Origin of the sequence: Nonomuraea aridisoli (assembly GCF_003236395.1) — a bacterium.
Lineage (GTDB): Bacteria > Actinomycetota > Actinomycetes > Streptosporangiales > Streptosporangiaceae > Nonomuraea > Nonomuraea aridisoli.
In genome coordinates, this window is the sequence record NZ_POUD01000216.1 from 1 (window position 1) to 16437 (window position 16437).

Annotated in this window: 17 protein-coding genes; 11 read left to right on the forward strand and 6 right to left on the reverse strand. The window is 74.5% G+C overall.

The features are described 5' to 3' along the window. Positions 1-1064 (forward strand): efflux permease Rv1217c-related protein (locus tag C1J01_RS50360; RefSeq protein ID WP_500048296.1); only part of this gene is annotated, 1064 nt, incomplete at its 5' end. Positions 1065-1161: 97 nt separating this feature from the next. On the opposite strand, the gene C1J01_RS35395 is transcribed toward C1J01_RS50360, so the two are convergent. The 4 genes from C1J01_RS35395 to C1J01_RS35410 are packed head-to-tail and all read right to left on the reverse strand — an operon-like array spanning position 1162 to position 5445. Further along, complete coding sequence (locus C1J01_RS35395; RefSeq protein ID WP_181449136.1) at positions 1162-2388, reverse strand: cytochrome P450 family protein; 1227 nt, start codon at positions 2386-2388, stop codon at positions 1162-1164. A 2-nt stretch (positions 2389-2390) separates the two neighbouring features. Beyond that, the gene (locus C1J01_RS35400; RefSeq protein ID WP_111183329.1) at positions 2391-3479 is read right to left on the reverse strand and encodes an NAD(P)/FAD-dependent oxidoreductase; all 1089 of its coding nucleotides are present in this window, start codon (positions 3477-3479) and stop codon (positions 2391-2393) included. Next, positions 3476-4420, reverse strand: coding sequence for a cucumopine synthase-related protein (locus tag C1J01_RS35405; protein ID WP_111183330.1), 945 nt, complete (start codon positions 4418-4420; stop codon positions 3476-3478). Before C1J01_RS35405 ends, C1J01_RS35400 begins: the two co-directional genes overlap by 4 nt. Positions 4421-4473: 53 nt before the next feature. Further along, entirely contained in the window at positions 4474-5445 is a 972-nt protein-coding gene (locus C1J01_RS35410; protein WP_235854880.1) for a hypothetical protein, read from the reverse strand. 395 nt (positions 5446-5840) lie between these two features. On the opposite strand from C1J01_RS35410, the gene C1J01_RS35415 reads away from it, so the two are divergent. From C1J01_RS35415 to C1J01_RS35445, 7 genes are all read left to right on the forward strand, one after another. Then, complete coding sequence (locus tag C1J01_RS35415) at positions 5841-6284, forward strand: ATP-binding protein (protein WP_181449137.1); 444 nt, start codon at positions 5841-5843, stop codon at positions 6282-6284. Between the two features lie 397 nt (positions 6285-6681). Next, the gene (locus C1J01_RS50365) at positions 6682-7041 is read left to right on the forward strand and encodes an STAS domain-containing protein (RefSeq protein ID WP_181449138.1); all 360 of its coding nucleotides are present in this window, start codon (positions 6682-6684) and stop codon (positions 7039-7041) included. Between the two features lie 109 nt (positions 7042-7150). Beyond that, a complete protein-coding gene (locus tag C1J01_RS35425) occupies positions 7151-7795 on the forward strand; it encodes a class I SAM-dependent methyltransferase (RefSeq protein WP_111183334.1) in 645 nt (214 codons plus the stop codon). A 92-nt stretch (positions 7796-7887) separates the two neighbouring features. Next, positions 7888-8787 (forward strand): hypothetical protein, encoded by a 900-nt coding sequence (locus tag C1J01_RS35430; protein WP_111183335.1) that lies wholly within the window; start codon positions 7888-7890, stop codon positions 8785-8787. A 112-nt stretch (positions 8788-8899) separates the two neighbouring features. Beyond that, complete coding sequence (locus tag C1J01_RS35435) at positions 8900-10222, forward strand: lanthionine synthetase LanC family protein (protein WP_111183336.1); 1323 nt, start codon at positions 8900-8902, stop codon at positions 10220-10222. A 95-nt stretch (positions 10223-10317) separates the two neighbouring features. After that, positions 10318-11613 (forward strand): FAD-binding oxidoreductase, encoded by a 1296-nt coding sequence (locus tag C1J01_RS35440; RefSeq protein WP_111183343.1) that lies wholly within the window; start codon positions 10318-10320, stop codon positions 11611-11613. A 103-nt stretch (positions 11614-11716) separates the two neighbouring features. Then, positions 11717-12106, forward strand: a complete 390-nt coding sequence (locus C1J01_RS35445) for an alpha/beta fold hydrolase (RefSeq protein WP_111183337.1) — start codon at positions 11717-11719, stop codon at positions 12104-12106. Between the two features lie 8 nt (positions 12107-12114). On the opposite strand, the gene C1J01_RS35450 is transcribed toward C1J01_RS35445, so the two are convergent. Further along, the gene (locus C1J01_RS35450) at positions 12115-12954 is read right to left on the reverse strand and encodes a helix-turn-helix transcriptional regulator (protein ID WP_111183338.1); all 840 of its coding nucleotides are present in this window, start codon (positions 12952-12954) and stop codon (positions 12115-12117) included. A 103-nt stretch (positions 12955-13057) separates the two neighbouring features. Between C1J01_RS35450 and C1J01_RS35455 the strand changes: the two genes are divergently transcribed. Both C1J01_RS35455 and C1J01_RS35460 read left to right on the forward strand, forming a co-directional pair. After that, positions 13058-13765: an SDR family oxidoreductase gene (locus C1J01_RS35455; protein WP_111183339.1), complete on the forward strand. Its 708-nt coding sequence runs from the start codon at positions 13058-13060 to the stop codon at positions 13763-13765. A 50-nt stretch (positions 13766-13815) separates the two neighbouring features. Further along, the gene (locus tag C1J01_RS35460) at positions 13816-14193 is read left to right on the forward strand and encodes a DUF302 domain-containing protein (protein WP_111183340.1); all 378 of its coding nucleotides are present in this window, start codon (positions 13816-13818) and stop codon (positions 14191-14193) included. 9 nt (positions 14194-14202) lie between these two features. On the opposite strand, the gene C1J01_RS35465 is transcribed toward C1J01_RS35460, so the two are convergent. Beyond that, positions 14203-15153 (reverse strand): NAD(P)H-binding protein, encoded by a 951-nt coding sequence (locus C1J01_RS35465; RefSeq protein ID WP_220040258.1) that lies wholly within the window; start codon positions 15151-15153, stop codon positions 14203-14205. 71 nt (positions 15154-15224) lie between these two features. Between C1J01_RS35465 and C1J01_RS35470 the strand changes: the two genes are divergently transcribed. Continuing rightward, on the forward strand, positions 15225-16437 hold a 1213-nt coding region (locus C1J01_RS35470; RefSeq protein ID WP_146615838.1), incomplete at its 3' end, for a sensor histidine kinase.

Here is a 16437-nt window from a genome sequence, read left to right on the forward strand (position 1 = left end):
CCACGGGCGCGGGGGCGGCGCGGGGGATCGGGACGGCCCTGCTCGGTCTGGCGTTCGTGCTGCGCGGCGTCGGCGACGTGGGCGACAGGTCGGGCAACGGCTGGGGTTGGGTGTCCTGGCTGTCGCCGATGGCCTGGGGCCGCCGGCTCCACCCGTACGCGGGCGAGCGCTGGTGGGTGCTCGCGGTCGCGCTGTGCGTGTGCGCCGTGATCGTGTACGCGGCGGTGGCGCTCGCGGGCCGGCGGGACCTCGGTGGCGGCCTGCTGCCGTCCCGTCAGGGCCCGGCCGGGGCGGCCGCGCGGCTGCGCAGCCCGCTGGCGCTGGCCTGGCGGCTGCACCGGGGCTCGATCGCGGCACGGGCGGCCGGGTTCGGGGCGGTCGGGTTCGCGCTCGGCGCGACCGCGGAGAGCCTGGGCCGGATCATGGAGCGCGGCTCCCCGCAGGCGCGCGAGGTCCTCGCCCGGCTGGGCGGTCAGGGCACGCTCGTCGACCAGTTCCTGGTCGGGGTGATGTCGCTGCTCGGGGTGGCGGCGGCCGTGAGCGGCGTGCAGGCGGCGCTGGTGGCGCGGGCCGAGGAGCGGGCCGGCCGGGCCGAGCCCGTGCTGGCCGCGCCCGTCGGGCGGCTCCGGTGGGCGGCCGGGCACCTCGTGCCGGCCCTGCTGGGCCCCGCGCTGGCGCTCGCGCTGTTCGGCTGCGCGGCGGGGCTGGCGCACGGGCTGGCCGTCGGTGACGTGGGCGGGCAGCTGCCGCGCCTGCTCGGTGCGGCGCTGGTGCAGCTGCCCGCCGTGTGGCTGTTCTGCGGGCTGGCGTTCGCGCTGTTCGGATTGTCGCCCCGGCTGGTGGCCGGGGCGTACGCGGTGCTCCTGGCCGGCCTGGTGCTCGGCTGGGCCGGGGCGGAGCTGCGGCTCGCACCGTGGGTGACGGGCCTGTCGGTCTTCTCCCACCTGCCGCGGCTGCCCGGCGGGGAGTTCGCGCTCACGCCCCTGGCGCTCATGACGGCCGGCGCGGCGGCCCTCGTCGCGGCCGGCCTGGCGGGCCTGCGCCGCAGGGACGTGCCGGCCTGAGCCCGTGGCCGGTTCGGCCCGCTCCGGCGCTCTGCGAGCCGGTGGGTTCGCAGAGCGCCGCGATTCGGGCCGCCTTACGGGTCGCGGCGGACCGGTGTCAGCGGCCGGCGCGTGGGCCGAGCAGGACGGGCATCGTGCGGGTGCTGTTGCCCAGCAGGGTGTCCAGCGGGGCCGGCTCGTCGGGCGCGGCGGCCGGGGCGATCCGCGGGAACGCCTCGAACAACGCCGACAGCGCCACCTCCGCCTCCAGCCGGGCCAGCGGCGCACCCAGGCAGAAGTGCGGGCCGTGCCCGAACGACAGGTGGTTGACCGGCTGCCGCGTCATGTCGAAGACGTGGGCGTCCTCGCCGTACTGCTCCGGGTCGCGGCCCGCGGAGGCGAAGCAGGCCAGCACCGGCTCGCCCTCCTCCACCCGGACGCCGTCGATCTCGACGTCGCGGGTGGCGTACCGCATCGGGAAGTACGCGATCGGCGAGTCCCACCGCAGCGTCTCCTCGACGGCCGCGCTGTACGGGCACCGGCCCGAGCGCAGCAGCTCGACCTGGCCGGGCGCGTTCACCAGGGCGCCGATGGCGTTCGTGATGAGGTTGACCGTCGTCACGTGCCCGGCGATGAACAGCAGCTCGATCGTGGCGAACAACTCGTCGTTCGACAGCCGCTCGCCGTCCCGCTCGCGCAGCTCGATCAGATCCGTGATGAGGTCCTGGCCGGGCGTGCGCCGGCGCTCCTCGATGATCTGGCCGAGCAGCACGTGCAGGTCCCCGCGCAGGCCGGGCGAGTCCTCCGGGCCGCCGCCGACCTGCGCCACCGCGTCGGTCAGCTCGTGCAGCCGCTCCTGGTGCCGCGGCGGGATGCCGATCATGTACGAGATCACGTCCCGCGGCAGCGGGTAGGCGAACTCCTTGCGCATGTCCACCGGCTGATCGGGCGGCATCTCGGCGAGCCGGTCGATCAGCTCGGCGGTGACCTGCTCGATCCTCGGCCGCAGCGACTTGAGCCGGCGCGGCGTGAACGCGGCCGTCAGCGGCGCGCGCAGCCGCCGGTGCTCCTCGCCCTCGGCGTTGAGCATCGAGGTGTCGGTGACGATGCGGTCGATGGCGGTGCCGGGCGGCGAGGCCGCGCGCTGGGCCGGGTCCCAGTAGCGGATCTCCCGCGACAGATCGGGATGGGTCAGGACGGCCAGCAGCGTGGCGTACCGGGTCGCGGCCCAGGCGGGCACGCCCTCCGCCGTCACGGGCACGAGGGGCCCGAGCTTGCGCAGCAGGTCGTCGTCGCCGTGCAGGTCGCGGGTCGCGGGGTCGAGGACGAAGCGGCTGTCTTCCATGGTCATCCCCTTCTTCGCGGGCTGACCGCGAGCGAGGTCACGTCCATGCCGGGGTCGCGGCCGAGGTAGAGGTCGCGGACCAGCTCGCCGGCGGCGGGCGCGTTGCACAGGCCGTGGCCGGAGAAGCCGGTCGCGTACAGGAAGGCCGGCGGGCCGGGCCGGTGGCCGATGAACGCGGTGCGGTCGGGGCTGGCGTCGCGCAGACCGGTGACGGCGGTGTGCAGGCGGGTCGCGGCCAGGCTCGGGTAGACCTCGGCGAGCCGGTCGGCGACCTCACGCCGCCACGCCTCGCGGTCCGGGCCCGGGTAGCCCATGCCGATGAGCAGCCGGTCGCCGCGCAGCCGTACCAGCAGGCCGCTGCCGGCGTGCAGGGTGACCGGGATGTCGGGCGTCGTCGGCGGCAGCGGGTCGGTGGTGAGCAGCTCCTGCTCGATCGGCTCGGTGAGCGGCAGGTCCACCCCGGCGCAGCGCACCAGCGAGGCCGACCAGGCGCCGGCCGCGCACACGATCGCGTCGGCGGCGATCTCGCCCTCGGCGGTCCGCACGCGGCCCGCCTCCGGGTCGATCGCGGTGACCGCGCAGCCGGTGCGCAGCGCCGCCCCCTCCCGCTCGGCCGCCCGCGCGTACGCGGTGACGATCGCCGTGGTGTCGGAGATGTAGGCGTCCGGTGAGTACGCGGCGGCCAGCAGCGGCACGTCCCCGACGAGCGGGTTGAGCTTCCTGGCCTCCTCCGCCTCGATTAGGCCGACGTCCACGCCGGCGGCGTGCTGGGCGGGCAGGTCGGCCTCGAACGCCGAGACCTGCCCGGGCTCGGTGAACAGGACCAGGTAGCCCACCTGCCGCAGCGGCAGGTCCATGCCCGGCCGGGCCGGGAAGGCCCGGTAGGCGTCGAGGCTGCGTACGGCCAGCGCCGAGCTGACCGGGTTGCCGGCGAAGTACGAGCGCACCACGTCGGCGGTGGCGCGGGAGGCGCCGGAGCCGAGCGTGCCGCGTTCCAGCAGCGTCACGTCGCCCCCGGCCTCGGCGAGGTGGTAGGCGATCGACAGCCCGATGACGCCGCCGCCGATCACCACCACCCGCTGGCCGCTCATGCGAGGACCGGCTCTCGGCGCAGGTGGTCGCCCGCCTGCCACGGGAACAGGTGGAGGTTCCAGCCGCCCAGGCAGTTGCAGTAGAGCGCCATGTGCGCCATGACGGAGATGAAGTCCTCGTGGCTGTCGACCCGCTCCAGCCCGTCCAGCATGCGCTGGGTGAAGTCCCACAGGGTGTCCAGCCCGCAGTAGCCGAGGAACTCGGCCGGGGTGTGGGCCAGCTGGCGGGTCATCTGCCGCAGCCACGGCATCGGCATGCCGTCGAGCGCCGCGCGGACGAGGCCGCCGTAGCAGCTGTAGCCGAGCGGCCGGGTCTCGCCGTTGACGAACAGCAGCGTCGTCAGGACCGTCTCGTAGCTGCCGGCGCCCGACGGGATGCGGCCTTGATGCAGGTCGAGCAGCTCCTGCGGCGGGTTGAGCCAGATCCGCTCGGTCTCGGCGTGCACCTCGGCGACGAGCCGGTTGAGCTCCGGGTCGCCGATCGGCAGGCGGGGCAGCTTGTGGCCGCTGGGCGCGCCGGCGCGGCGCACCTCGGCGATGATCGGCTTCTTGGTGGTGTAGACGGAGTTCCAGACCTCGTGCCCGGCCTGGACGAGGGCCTCGATGTCCTCCTCGAGGACCTGGCCGATCGGGGTGGCGTTCATGGGCTCGGTGAGCTCGCCGTACTTGATGCCGAGGTGCTGGAGCCGGGAGCAGAACAGCGTGCCGTCGGGCACGGTGCGCCGGTCCACGCGGTACTCGGCGGGTGTGTAGAGCAGCGAATGGGCCGGGGCCACGTGGTACAGGTGGTACCCCGCGACCAGGGCGTGGCCCTGCAGGCTGCGGTAGGGCAGCGCGTCCCACAGGCACTGGGCCAGGGCGGGGTTGCGCCGGTCGAGATCGGCCCGCACGGTGATGCCGAGGTCGGGCCAGGCTATTTCCACACGCTTGGATTCGTTCACGGTACGTCACTCTATAGTCACGATTTGTGGCGATACGGGCGGGGGTGGCGTGTTTACCGCCTCATGGCCCTGTCTGGGCACAAGAGTGCCCAGCTGCGCTCATCGCCCCAGATGGATGATGTGTCCACGTATGGCCGAATAAGTCCGGTGAGAACGGGGTCGCCGTGCCCGTTCAGCTCGGCGAGGGCGATCTTGCGGGCCACGCCCGCCAGCACGTCGGCGATCTGCACCCGCTCGTCCAGGGCCGAGTCGACCAGCCGCAACCCCGCCATCCGGCCGCCGAGCAGCTCCCGCAGCTGCGCGACGCGCTCGTCGGTCAGGATGGTCTGCCGGTCGTGCACGATCGTGACGGGCCGGCCGCCGGCGCCCCAGAAGTCGACCGCCCGGACGACGGCCGGGATGAGCGGGTCGAGCGCCGGGAAGACGTACGGGTCGGTCGTCAGGCGCTCGCGGAACTCCTCGACCCGCTCCCTGGCCTGCCACAACGACCGCATGATGCCGCCCGCCGGTCCCTCGGCCGTGCGCAGGGCGTCGACCAGCCGGAACGTCTCCTCGACCGACGGGGTGACGCCGTTCTTGAACCGCAGCAGCCGGTTGAAGGAGTCGAGCAGCGCCGTCCACCGCTCGGCCCCGAACGCCCGCCGCCCCTCGCGGTAGAGCGTGCGCGCCGTGGCCTCGGCCTGCGGGTCGAGGCCGAGGCGCGGCGCGTGGTCGGGGGAGAGCAGCCCGGCGACCTTGCCGGCGACGTAGAAGGTCTTGTCGGTCAGGAACACGTGCACCCGGCCCAGTGCCGGCCCCTCGGGGCCGAGCAGCCACAGCAGCGCCGCGCGGTGCTTCTCGCGCAGGACGTGGCCGGCGCGGTATTCGACGGCCGGGGTCGGCGCCCGCTCGCGCAGCTCCGCGACGACGGCCGCCGCCGTCGCGGCGTCCATCAGCACGCCGGCGTGCGCGAACACGTCGCTGTTGCCGCCGACGAGTTTCTCGCCTTCCGAGCCGGACTCGTCGCACGCGATCTCGACAGGCACGCCGGCCAAACTAGCTCGTGGATCTCCCGTTCCGCGAGGGAATTTCCGTTGTCAGCCGGTTCGCAACCCCGGCCGGCTCGGCGCTGCCCTCCCACAGCTCCCGCGCGATCCTCACGTCGTACGACCGGTCCGACGATCGCGGGGGGCGACGAGGAGCTCGGCGAGCGCGGCGCGTACCTGCACCCCGGCGTTGCACGCGACGGGTGGCGGCGAACCGGCGCACCTCGGCCAGCGATCCCAGGTCGAGCGCCAGGTCGAGCGCCAGGCCGCCGCACGTCGCCGCCGGTGCCGGCGCGTCGTCGCGCGGAAAGGCCGGTTTGACGATCTACCGGGGGGATAGCAGACAGGGGCCCGCGTTTTCCATCACCGACCAGGCGGGCGAGACGACCATGAGCATGGAGTTCGAGCTACGGTGTCCGGTCAGCGCGGACCTGGGCTTCATCCGCGACCTCGTACGTCTGCACGCCCGCCACAGCGGCCTGCGCGGTGAGCGGCTGGACGACCTCGTCCTCGCCGTCAACGAGGCGGTCACGAACGTCCTCGACCACGGCGGCAAGGCCGGCACGGTCACGGCGGTCAGGACCGGTCAGGGGGTGCGCGTCGAGGTCATGGACGTCGCCGGCCGGCTCACCGGCGACCACCTCGGCTCGGCCGCGATCGACCCGGCCGGCTCCCACGGATTCGGCCTGTGGGTGATCCAGCACCTGTGCGACGAGGTCGCCGTGGAGCAGACGGCGGCCGGCTCCCGGCTGACCATGCACGTGCACCGGGGCCCGTCCCCGCGCTACCGGCCGTTCGGGCGGTACGGCGACCACGAGACCCAGCGCGCCGGAAACTGAGCGCAGCTCCCCGGTCTGCGGGCATGATGGTCGGTGGCCGAACGTCACTCGGCATGGAGAGCGCCGATGGGCGGCATTCGACCCTTTCGGTGCCGCCGGACGGTTCGATCACGAAGATCCTATGACGAACCGCCTTTCCGGAAAGGGGTTGCGGGATTAGAGTGACGGCGACGGCACCATCCCCGCCGGCTCACCTCAGGAGAGGGAGGGCACACGATGCCTCCCGACCGCCGACCACCTCGAGGCGCATCCGAGCCGCCACCGCATCCCGGGCGGCCGCTCGTCCTCGACCCGGCCCGGCGACGTTCCTGGCCGGCAGCGGCTGCGCCCGCTGCTCCGCCTCGACTCCGCACGTCACGTTCCCACGGCCCCCACGGCCTATCGCCAGGAGTTCCCCGTGAACCTCACCTGCCGCCACCTTCCGGGCGCCACCCTCATCACCGTGGCAGGACAAGTGGACACCACCTCCTCCGCGCGCCTGGAGGACTACATTCACCAGCACCACCGCAACCTGAGCGACGACCTCGTCTTCGACGCCAGCCGCATGGCCTTCCTCGACAGCTCGGGCCTGGCCGTCCTGCTCGCGACCGCAACCCTCGCCCGGGGCCACGGCGCGGTGGTGCACGTGGCGGGCCTGCAGGCCACGCCCGCCCGCCTGCTGAACGTGACCGGCGCACGCCAGGCGGTCACCGTCCACGACCGCCTCGACGAGGCGATCGCCGCCGCCGGCTCCGCCCGCCGCGACAGCCCGTCCTGACCCGCGGCGTCAGGCCCGGCCGTGGTGGGCTGCGCGCCTTCCGCGCTCGTGCGGCAGGCTGAGAGGGGCGCCGCGTGACCCCGGGCGGCGCGGCCGTGAGGAGACCTCGATGGCACAGACGGCGAGCTTCCAGAATCCGCGCTTCGCGCGTGCGTACGTCACGGCCGCCGAGCTGGCCGACCGGCGGGGGGCGTACGAGCACCGGCGCCGGCTGCTGGCCGGTCTCGCCGGGCGCGTGGTCGAGGTCGGCGCGGGAAACGGCCTGAACTTCGCGCACTATCCGGCCGCGGTCACCGAGGTCGTCGCCGTGGAGCCGGACGACACGCTGCGCGCCCACGCGGCGGCAGCGGCGGCCTCGGCCCCCGTCCCGGTGACGGTGGTGACCGGGCACAGCGAGGACCTGCCGGGCGGCGCGGGCGGGTTCGACGCGGCGGTCACGTCGCTGGTGTTGTGCACGGTGCCGTCGCCCGCGCGGGCGCTGGCGGAGATCGCCCGGGTGCTGCGCCCCGGCGGCGTGCTGCGCTTCTACGAGCACGTACGCTCCCCGAACCCCGTCGTCGGCCTGTTCGAAGACCTCATCGCCCCCGCCTGGCGGCGGGCCGCGGGCGGGTGCCGCCTCAATCTCGACGCGCTCGCGGCGATCCGGCGGGCCGGCTTCACCGTCGAGGACGCCGACCGGTTCACCTTCTCGCCCCAGCCCGGAATGCCCCGTCTGACTCACGTCACCGGCCGCGCCCGCCTGCCCCGCGAATAGCCCCGGGGCGGCCCGGGGGATCACGGTCAAGACGCGACCATGGACGGTCGATCTCCGGAAATGTGCCAGGTCAGCGGCCTAATCTCGTGCGCATGCGGATCGATGTGAATGCCTGGCTCCCCGTTCCAGAACGGTCGGTGACCGCGGTCGTCCCGCCGGAGACCGGGCCGGGGCACTGGGCGGGCGCGCCCAGCGCGGTCGTCTGCGACGGCTGGATCCACCTCGCCTACCGGCTGCACCGGCCGGTGGCGCAGGGAGGCGGCCACGCCGTCGTCGTGGCGCGCTCCCGCGACGGTGTGCGCTTCGAGACCCTCCAGGTGATCACCAAGGAGGAGATGGAGGCCGAGTCGCTGGAGCGTCCCACCTTGGTGCGCACGCCGCGGGGCCGCTGGCGGCTCTACCTGAGCTGCGCGACGTACGGCACCGGGCACTGGCGCGTCGAGGCGCTGGAGGCCGGCGCCCCCGGCCGGTTCGACGCCGGGAAGCGCACGACCGTTCTGCCCGGCGACCCGAAGACGGGCGTCAAGGACGCGGTGATCGTCCAGCGCGACGGCACGTGGCACCTGTGGGCCTGCTGCCACCCGCCGGCCGATCCGCAGGCGGTCGGCCAGATGGTCACCGACTACGCCACCAGCGCCGACGGCCTGCTGTGGACCTGGCACGGCACCGCGCTGAGCGGCCGGCCGAACGCCTGGGACGGCCGCGGCGCCCGCGTCAGCGCCGTACGGTTCACCCGCGACGGGGTGCTGGCCTTCTACGACGGCCGGGCCGCCGCGGCCGAGACCGGCGAGGAACGCACCGGCATCGCCGCCGGCACGGAGCCCGGCGCTCTCATCCCGCTCGGCGACCGCCCGGCCGCCGAGTCGCCGCACGAGGGGCGCGGGCTGCGCTACCTCGCCCTGGTCGATCTGCCGGGCGGACGCACCCGGCTCTACTACGAGTTCACCCGCGCCGACGGGACCCACGAGCTGCGCACCGAACTGCGTCCCTGACGAAGCTCGCGGTAGGTTGGGCGGCACGGGGGAGGGTCGTCGAGCGCAGGATTTCCGGGGTTCGCGCGCTCCTTTCTTTCAATTCCTACCAGAAGTATGGGAAAATCGGGTCATGAGCCTGGACGAGATCCGTGCGCCGAGCGCCCGTGCCGACTCCCCGCTGGCCGCCGCCGTCATGGCCGGCCGGTGGATCCGGTCCGCGGCGGTCGACGACGAGCGCGGGCGGCGCTGGGAGGCCAACCCCGACCCGCGCGGCGCGTCGGCCGTCACCCCCGAGCCGTGGTCCCTGTACTCCGGGGCCGCGGGCATCGTGCTGTTCTTCCTCGAGCTCGCCGCCGCCACCGGGCACGAGGCTTACCTGGAGGACGCCCGGGCGGGGGCGCGCCGGCTCGCCGCAACCTGGCGCGAGCAGCAGGACCTCACCCTCTACCACGGGCTGACCGGCGTCATGGTCGCCCTCATGGAGGCCGGCTGGGCACTCGGCGACGACGGCTTCGAGGCCGAGGCCGCCGCCATCGCCGACCGGATCGTGAGCCGCGGCGCCGAGTCGGGCGACGGCGTCCGCTGGTCCGGCGAGCCGGCCCAGCGCGGCGAGGGCGGCATCATCCTCGGGCTGCTGCGCGCCGCCGCCCACCTCGGCCGGCCGGCGTACGAGGCGGCGGCCGTCGAGGCGGGCCGGCGCATCGCCCGTCTGCCCGTGCCGGGCCACCGCTTCGGCGACTGCGCCGACCTGCCCCTCGACGCCGTCACACCCGGCTTCCTGGCCGGCACGTCCGGCACCGCGTTCCTGCTCGCCCGCCTGTACGGCGTCACCGGCGAGCCGCTCTTCCTCGGCGCCGCCCGCAGCGGTGCCGCCTTCGTCCGCGAGGTCAGCGCCGTGACCGGCGGCTGCGCGGTCGTCCCGCACCACGTGCCGCAGGCCCGCGACCTGCACTACCTCGGCTTCTGCTCCGGCTCGGCCGGCGTGGCCCGGATGTTCTACGAGCTCTACCGGGTGGCCGGCGACCCCGGCGACCTGGAGTGGGCGCAGCGGCTGGCGCGCGGCATCGTCACCAGCGGGGCGCCCGGCCGGCGCAGCGAGGGCTACTGGAACGTGGCCTGCCAGTGTTGCGGCACGGCAGGGCTGATCGAGCTGTTCGTCGGTTTATGGGCGGCGACCGGTGACGGGTCGCATCTCGACTACGCCCGCGTGCTCGCCGCCGACCTGATGGGCCGGGCCACCGGCGACGAGCGGGAGGGTTACCGCTGGTACCAGGCGTACCGGCGGCTTCGGCCGGGGGAGGTGACGGCCGACACCGGCTACATGGTGGGCGCGGCCGGCATCGGCGCCGCCCTGCTCCACCTGGACGCCGCCGCCCAGGCCGAGCACCCGCGCCGCGTCATCCTGCTGCCCGACAACCCGTTCCCGGCCATTCCGCTTCCGCACGTCGCCTGACCGGCCCGCGCGGGTTGTACCGTTCTTGCGTGTCCTTTCTCGAAGCCCTCACCGCCGCTCTCCCCCCGAGCCGGATCTTCCTGGACGCCGACGTCATGGCCGCCTACTCCCGCGACCAGGCCGCCTGGGCCCCCGCCGGACGGCCGGTCGCGCTGGTGAAGCCGGAGGACGCCGAGCAGGTGCGCGCCGTGGTGGCCGTCTGCGCCGAGCACCGGGTGCCCCTCGTGACACGCGGCGCGGGCACCGGACTGTCCGGCGGGGCGAACGCCGTCGACGGCTGTGTGCTGCTCGCGCTCGACGGCATGGACCGCGTCCTCGAGATCGACGCCGACGAGCAGCTGGCCGTCGTGCAGCCGGGCGTGGTCAACGACCACCTGCGGGCGGCCGTCGCCGAGCACGGCCTGTGGTATCCGCCCGACCCGGCCAGCTCGCCGTGGTCCACGATCGGCGGCAACGTCGCCACCAACGCGGGCGGCGTCTGCTGCGTCAAGTACGGCGTCACCCGCGACTACGTGCTCGGCCTGCGCGTCGTGACCGCCTCGGGCGACCTGGTGACGCTCGGCCGGCGCACCCGCAAGGGCGTGGCCGGCTACGACCTGACCGGCCTGTTCGTCGGCTCGGAGGGCACCCTCGGCGTGATCACCGAGATCACCGTGCGGTTGCTGCCGCTGCCCGCCAAGCCGCCGCAGACGGTCGTCGGCGCGTACGACTCGCTGGTCGCGGCGGGCCGGGGCGTGGCGGCGGCGGCCGCGTCCGGGATCACCCCGGCGGCGCTGGAGCTGGTCGACCGCTACTGCCTGCGCGCCGTGGACGACTGGAAGAACATGGGCCTGACCGACCTCGGCGACGTCCTGCTGCTCGGCCGGATCGACACCGGGGACGAGCGCGAGGCCGAGGCGCTGCAGGACTGCTTCGACCGCGCCGGGGCGACCTGGAGCACCCGCTCGACCGACCCGGAGGAGGCCGAGGCGCTGTTCTCCGCCCGCCGGCTGGCCTACCCGGCGCTCGAACGGCTCGGCCCCGTGCTCACCGAGGACGTCTGCGTGCCGCGCGGCCTCGTCCCCGAGATGCTCGGCCGCATCGAGGCGCACGCCAAGGCGCACGACGTGCACATCGCCAACATCGCCCACGCCGGCGACGGCAACCTGCACCCGCTGATCATCGTGCAGGCGGGCGACGACGAGGCGCGCGCCCGGGCGCAGCAGGCGTTCGAGGCGATCCTCGACGACGCCGTCGCGCTCGGCGGCACGGTCACCGGCGAGCACGGCGTGGGCCTGCTGAAGAAGCGCGGCATGCGGGCCGAGCTGGGCGACGACGTGATCGCGCTGAACCGGGCGATCAAGTCGGCGCTGGACCCGCACGGGATCCTCAATCCCGGCAAAGTCATCTGATGCCGAGGTTCACCAGCGGTGACGGAGTGGGCCTGCACTACCTCGACGAGGGCTCCGGCCCGGTCACGGTGCTCGTCCACGCGTACGGCGCCCCGGCGGCGGGCTGGGCGCCGCAGCGAAGGCCCCGGTCGCGGCGGGGCAGCGGGTGCTGGCCTTCGACCGGCGCTCCCACGGCGAGTCCGACGGCCCGGCGTACGGGCAGCGCATGGCCCGCCACGGCGCGGACCTGGCCGAGCTGCTCGACGTCCGGGACGCGCTGCTGGTCGCGGCCTCCATGGGCGCCGACGTCATCCGGGCGTACGCCGACCTCTTCGGCACCGGGCGCGTGCGCGGCGTCGTCAGCGTCGACCAGACGCCCAAGTTGGTCAACACCGGCGACTGGGCGTACGGCTTCTACGGCCTCACCCCGGTAATCGAGGCGTGCGGCCACGTGGTCACGGCCGACCAGTCCGACCGGCTGAGCGCCGAACTCGTCGCCTTCGCCCGCGCCTGACGCCCCCGCTACTCCACGAGGGACTGGGTGCCGAGGACGGTGAGCAGGGCGAGGCGGTCGGCGTCGTCGGTGCCCGGCTCGGCCGTGTAGACCATGATGCGCAGGTCGCTGCCCGTCACGGTGAGCACGTCGCAGTCGAGCACGAGCGGGCCCACCTGAGGGTGGTCGATCGTCTTGCGCGCGGACTCGTGGTGGCCGACGGCGCCGGAGTCCCACAGGTGGGCGAACCGTTCGCTGTGCGCGCGCAGGCCGGCGATCAGCTGCCGGAGCCGCCGGTCGGCCGGGTAGCGGCCCGCGGCCGTACGCAGGTCGGCGACCACCGCGGCCTCGAACGCGCGCAGCGACTCCGGGGTGTGCCTGGCCCTGGAGCCGGGGCCGACGAAGTGGCGCCACACGCTGTTGCGCTCGTTGCCGCGCCATTCCGTCGGATCGCCCATCAGGGCCGCGTACGGCGGGTTGGCCACCAGCAGCGTCCAGGACGCGTCGTAGACGGCGACGGGCGTGCCGGTCATCCGGTCCAGCAGCCGCTGGACGCCCGGCGTGAGATACGCGGGCACCGTCTCCGGGCCGGGCGGCGCCAGCCCGGCCAGCTCGAACAGATGGGCGCGTTCCTCCGCCGACAGCCGCAGGGCCCGCGCCAGCGCCTCGACGATCTGCGCCGACGGGTGGGCCGCGCGGCCCTGTTCGAGGCGGGTGACGTAGTCGACGGAGATCCCGGCCAGCAGGGCGAGCTCCTCGCGGCGCAGCCCGGCCGCGCGCCGGATCCCGCCCGAGGGCAGCCCGGTGGCCTCGGGGGAGACCCTGTCGCGCCAGCGGCGCACCGCCCGGCCGAATTCCGTTGTCGCCATGCCTCCCAGTCTGCACCCGTGACCCGGCGCCCTGCCTGGTACGGAGAGTCCCAGGAACCGGAGGCGACTGGTTCACCCCGGCGGCCCGGCCGATCGTGGGGACATGACAACCACACTCATCACCGGAGCCAACAAGGGCATCGGCTTCGAGACCGCCCGCCGGCTCATCGCCGCAGGTCACACCGTGTACATCGGCAGCCGCGACCCCGGACGCGGGCGCCGCGCCGCCGACGCCCTCGGCGCCCGGCTCGTCGTCCTGGACGTCACCGACGACGCCTCCGTCGCCGCCGCCGTCCGGGAGATCGAGGCCGAGGGCGGCCTCGACGTGCTGGTCAACAACGCCGGCATCGAGACGCGGACCGCGGACAACGGCGTGCCAGGCGCGGCCGACGTCACCCCCGGCATGGTGCGCGAGCTGTTCGAGACGAACGTCTTCGGCGTCGTCCGCGTCACCCACGCGTTCCTGCCCCTGCTGCGGCGCTCGGCCGCCCCCGTCGTGGTCAACGTGAGCAGCGGGCTGGGCTCGCTCGCCCAGATGAGCGACCCCGGCACCCCCGGGTACCGGTACCCGGGCCTGGAGTACCCGGCGTCGAAGGCCGCGGTCAACATGATCACCGTGCAGTACGCGAAGGCGTTCCCGCAGATGCGGATCAACGCAGCCGATCCCGGGTTCACCAAGACCGACCTCAACGGCGGCACCGGCACGCAGACCGTCGAGGAGGGCGCCGAGGTCATCGTCCGGCTGGCGCAACTCGGGCCCGACGGCCCGACCGGCGGCTGCTTCGCCGCCGACGGCCCCGTCCCCTGGTGATCCCCGTACGCGCGCCGATAGTCGCCCCTCACCTGGGCATAGGTCACTTCATGGAATGCGTCACCCGTACCGCGAGCGGCTCCGTCGAGGAGACCGTGGACCGGCTCAAGGAGTTGATCACGACCAGGGGGCTGACGCTCTTCGCCGTCATCGAGCACGACGTGGCCGCAGCCACGGTCGGGCTGAAGATGCGTCCCTCCAAGGTGGTGATCTTCGGCAACCCGAAGGTGGGCACGCCGATCATGATCGCGTCTCCGCTGGCCGCGCTCGACCTGCCCCTGAGAATGCTCGTGTGGCAGGACTCGTCCGGCAAGACCAAGGTCAGCCACCACATCATCGGCGAACTGAAGCGGCGGCACGGCCTCACCGAGGAGCAGGGCGCGGCCCTGGACGCGCTGGACGACATCGCCGCCGCCGTGGCGGGATAGCGGTCCCGTTCAGGAACGCCGCTCCGAGGCGAAGCGGCCCGGGTCGGCGGCGACGAAGTCGGCGATCGTGGCGGGCGGCCGGCCGAGGATGTCCTGGACGTCGCCGGTCACCCGGTCGTACCGGTTGGCGGCGTGCAGGCGCGCCATCGTTGCCAGGTGGTCGGTCACGTGCCGGGGGAGCCCGAGCGCGCCGAGCTCCCGCTGTGCCCACGTCTCGTACGGCACGTCCACGTACGTGATGCGCCGCCCCAGCGCCGCGCCGAACTCCTCCGCCAGCCGCCGCAGGTCGCGGGAGGCGGCGCCGGTGAGCTCGTACACCGCCCCGACGTGCGGCGCCGGGTCGGCCAGCACGGCCGCCACGACGTCGGCGACGTCGCGGGCCGCGACGGGCGAGGTGCGCCCCGGCCCGAACGGCAGGCGGATCTCGTCCCGGCTGCGGATCGACGCGGCGGCGAGGTCGCGCAGCAGCGGGTTCTCCATGAACATGGTGGGCCGGATGTGCGTGACGGGCAGGCCCGACCAGTTCAGCACCTGCTCGCCGAGCCAGTGCAGCCGCTGCTGGCGGGATTCGGCGGTGCTGCGCAGGCCCATCTGGGAGACGGTCATCTGGGACATGTTCACGAAGACCTCCAGGTCTCCGTGGGCACGGGCGGCGGCAGCGGCGGCGGCCGTCGCCTCGACGAGGCTCGGCGACGGGGTCATCGCGAAATACAGGCGGCGGCAGCCGTCCAGGGCGCGGGCGAGGTCCGCGGCCAGAGTCAGGTCGCCGGCGACCACCTCGGCCCCGGCGGCGTGGAGGGCGTACGACCGGTCGTCCTCGCGGTGGACGAAGGCACGCACGGGCAGGCCGCGCTCCAGCAGGTCACCCGCCACCCTGCGGCCGATGCCGCCGGCGGCGCCGGTGACGAGGATCGGGCACGCGGGCACGGTGTCCTCGTGACCGGTCCTCCGTTGCCGCAAACCCTCATATAGGACGGCATGGCGGCATATTTCCGCCACGAGGGCGTCGGTCATCCGCCACCATCGTCGGTATGGAAGCTCGGGGGCGGCGCGGCGCAGTGGCGGCGGGGCTGCCGCGTCCTGCGGTGAACGCGGCCGTGGCCGTCGCGGTGATCGGGGTGTTCTGGCTGCCCTCGATCGTCCAGGCGGGAGACGGGTGGCGGGCGGTCGCCGGGCTGCTGCTGGCGGCGGTCACGGCGGCGGCGATGATGCTGTCGGGCCGTCGGTCGGCGTACGCGGCCGCTGCGGGGACGGCCGCTGCGGCGACGGCGACGGTGGCCGCGACCCTGCTCGGTGTCTGCGAGGATCCGATGCTGGCCGCGGCCTGGTGCCTGTACGCGCTGGCCCTGACCCGGGCGTCGCGGGTGCGCGGGTTCCTCCTCGCCGTCACCGGGGCGGTCGCGGCGCTGGCGGCCGTGACCGGCGTTCCCGAGGACGGCGCGGGCGGGGCCGGTCAGCGCGTCGTGATCGCCGTCGCGGCGTTGAGCGCGGCGTGGCTGCTGGGTGTCAGCACCGGACGGCAGATCGCGTCCGCCCAGGAGGCCGAACGCGCCCGCTCCGCCGAGCGGGCCGCCCGCGTCCAGCTCGCCGTGGCCCGTGACGTGCACGACGTGGTGGGCCACGCCCTCGGCGTGATCGGTGCTGAGGCCGGAGTGGCACGCAGCCTCCCGGACGCCCGCGAGCCGGAACTGCGCGACGCCCTCACCGACATCGAGCACCACGCGCGAAGCGCCCTGGAGGAGATCCAGGCCCTGGTCCGCTCCCTCAGACGCCCCCCGAACGCCACCCACGCCGCCCTCGGAAGAGCCCCGGACCTCGTATGCCGCGTGGGCCTCGCGCCGGGCCCGGAGCCTGGGCGGAGCACAGGCCGTGGACCGGACCGGGATCCTGGGCGGGGCACAGGTCTCCGGCCGGAACGAGATCTCGGGCCGGAACCGTGGTCGACAGGGTCGCTGCCCCGGCTGGCGGAGTTGCCGTCGCTGCTGGACACGGCGCGGGCCGCCGGCGTACGCGTCGATGCTCGGATCGACGTGCCTGAGCGGCTCGACGCGGCCGTGGCGGCGGTGGCGTACCGGATCGTGCAGGAGGCGGTGAGCAACGTGGTGCGGCACGCGCCGGGCGCGGGGTGCGCCGTGGAGGTGCGGCGGGACGGCGGTGAGCTGGTCGTGCGGGTTCGGGACGACGGACCCGGCGGGGGCGGCGAGCCCGGGTTCGGGCTGCGGGGGATGCGGGAGCGCGCCGGGC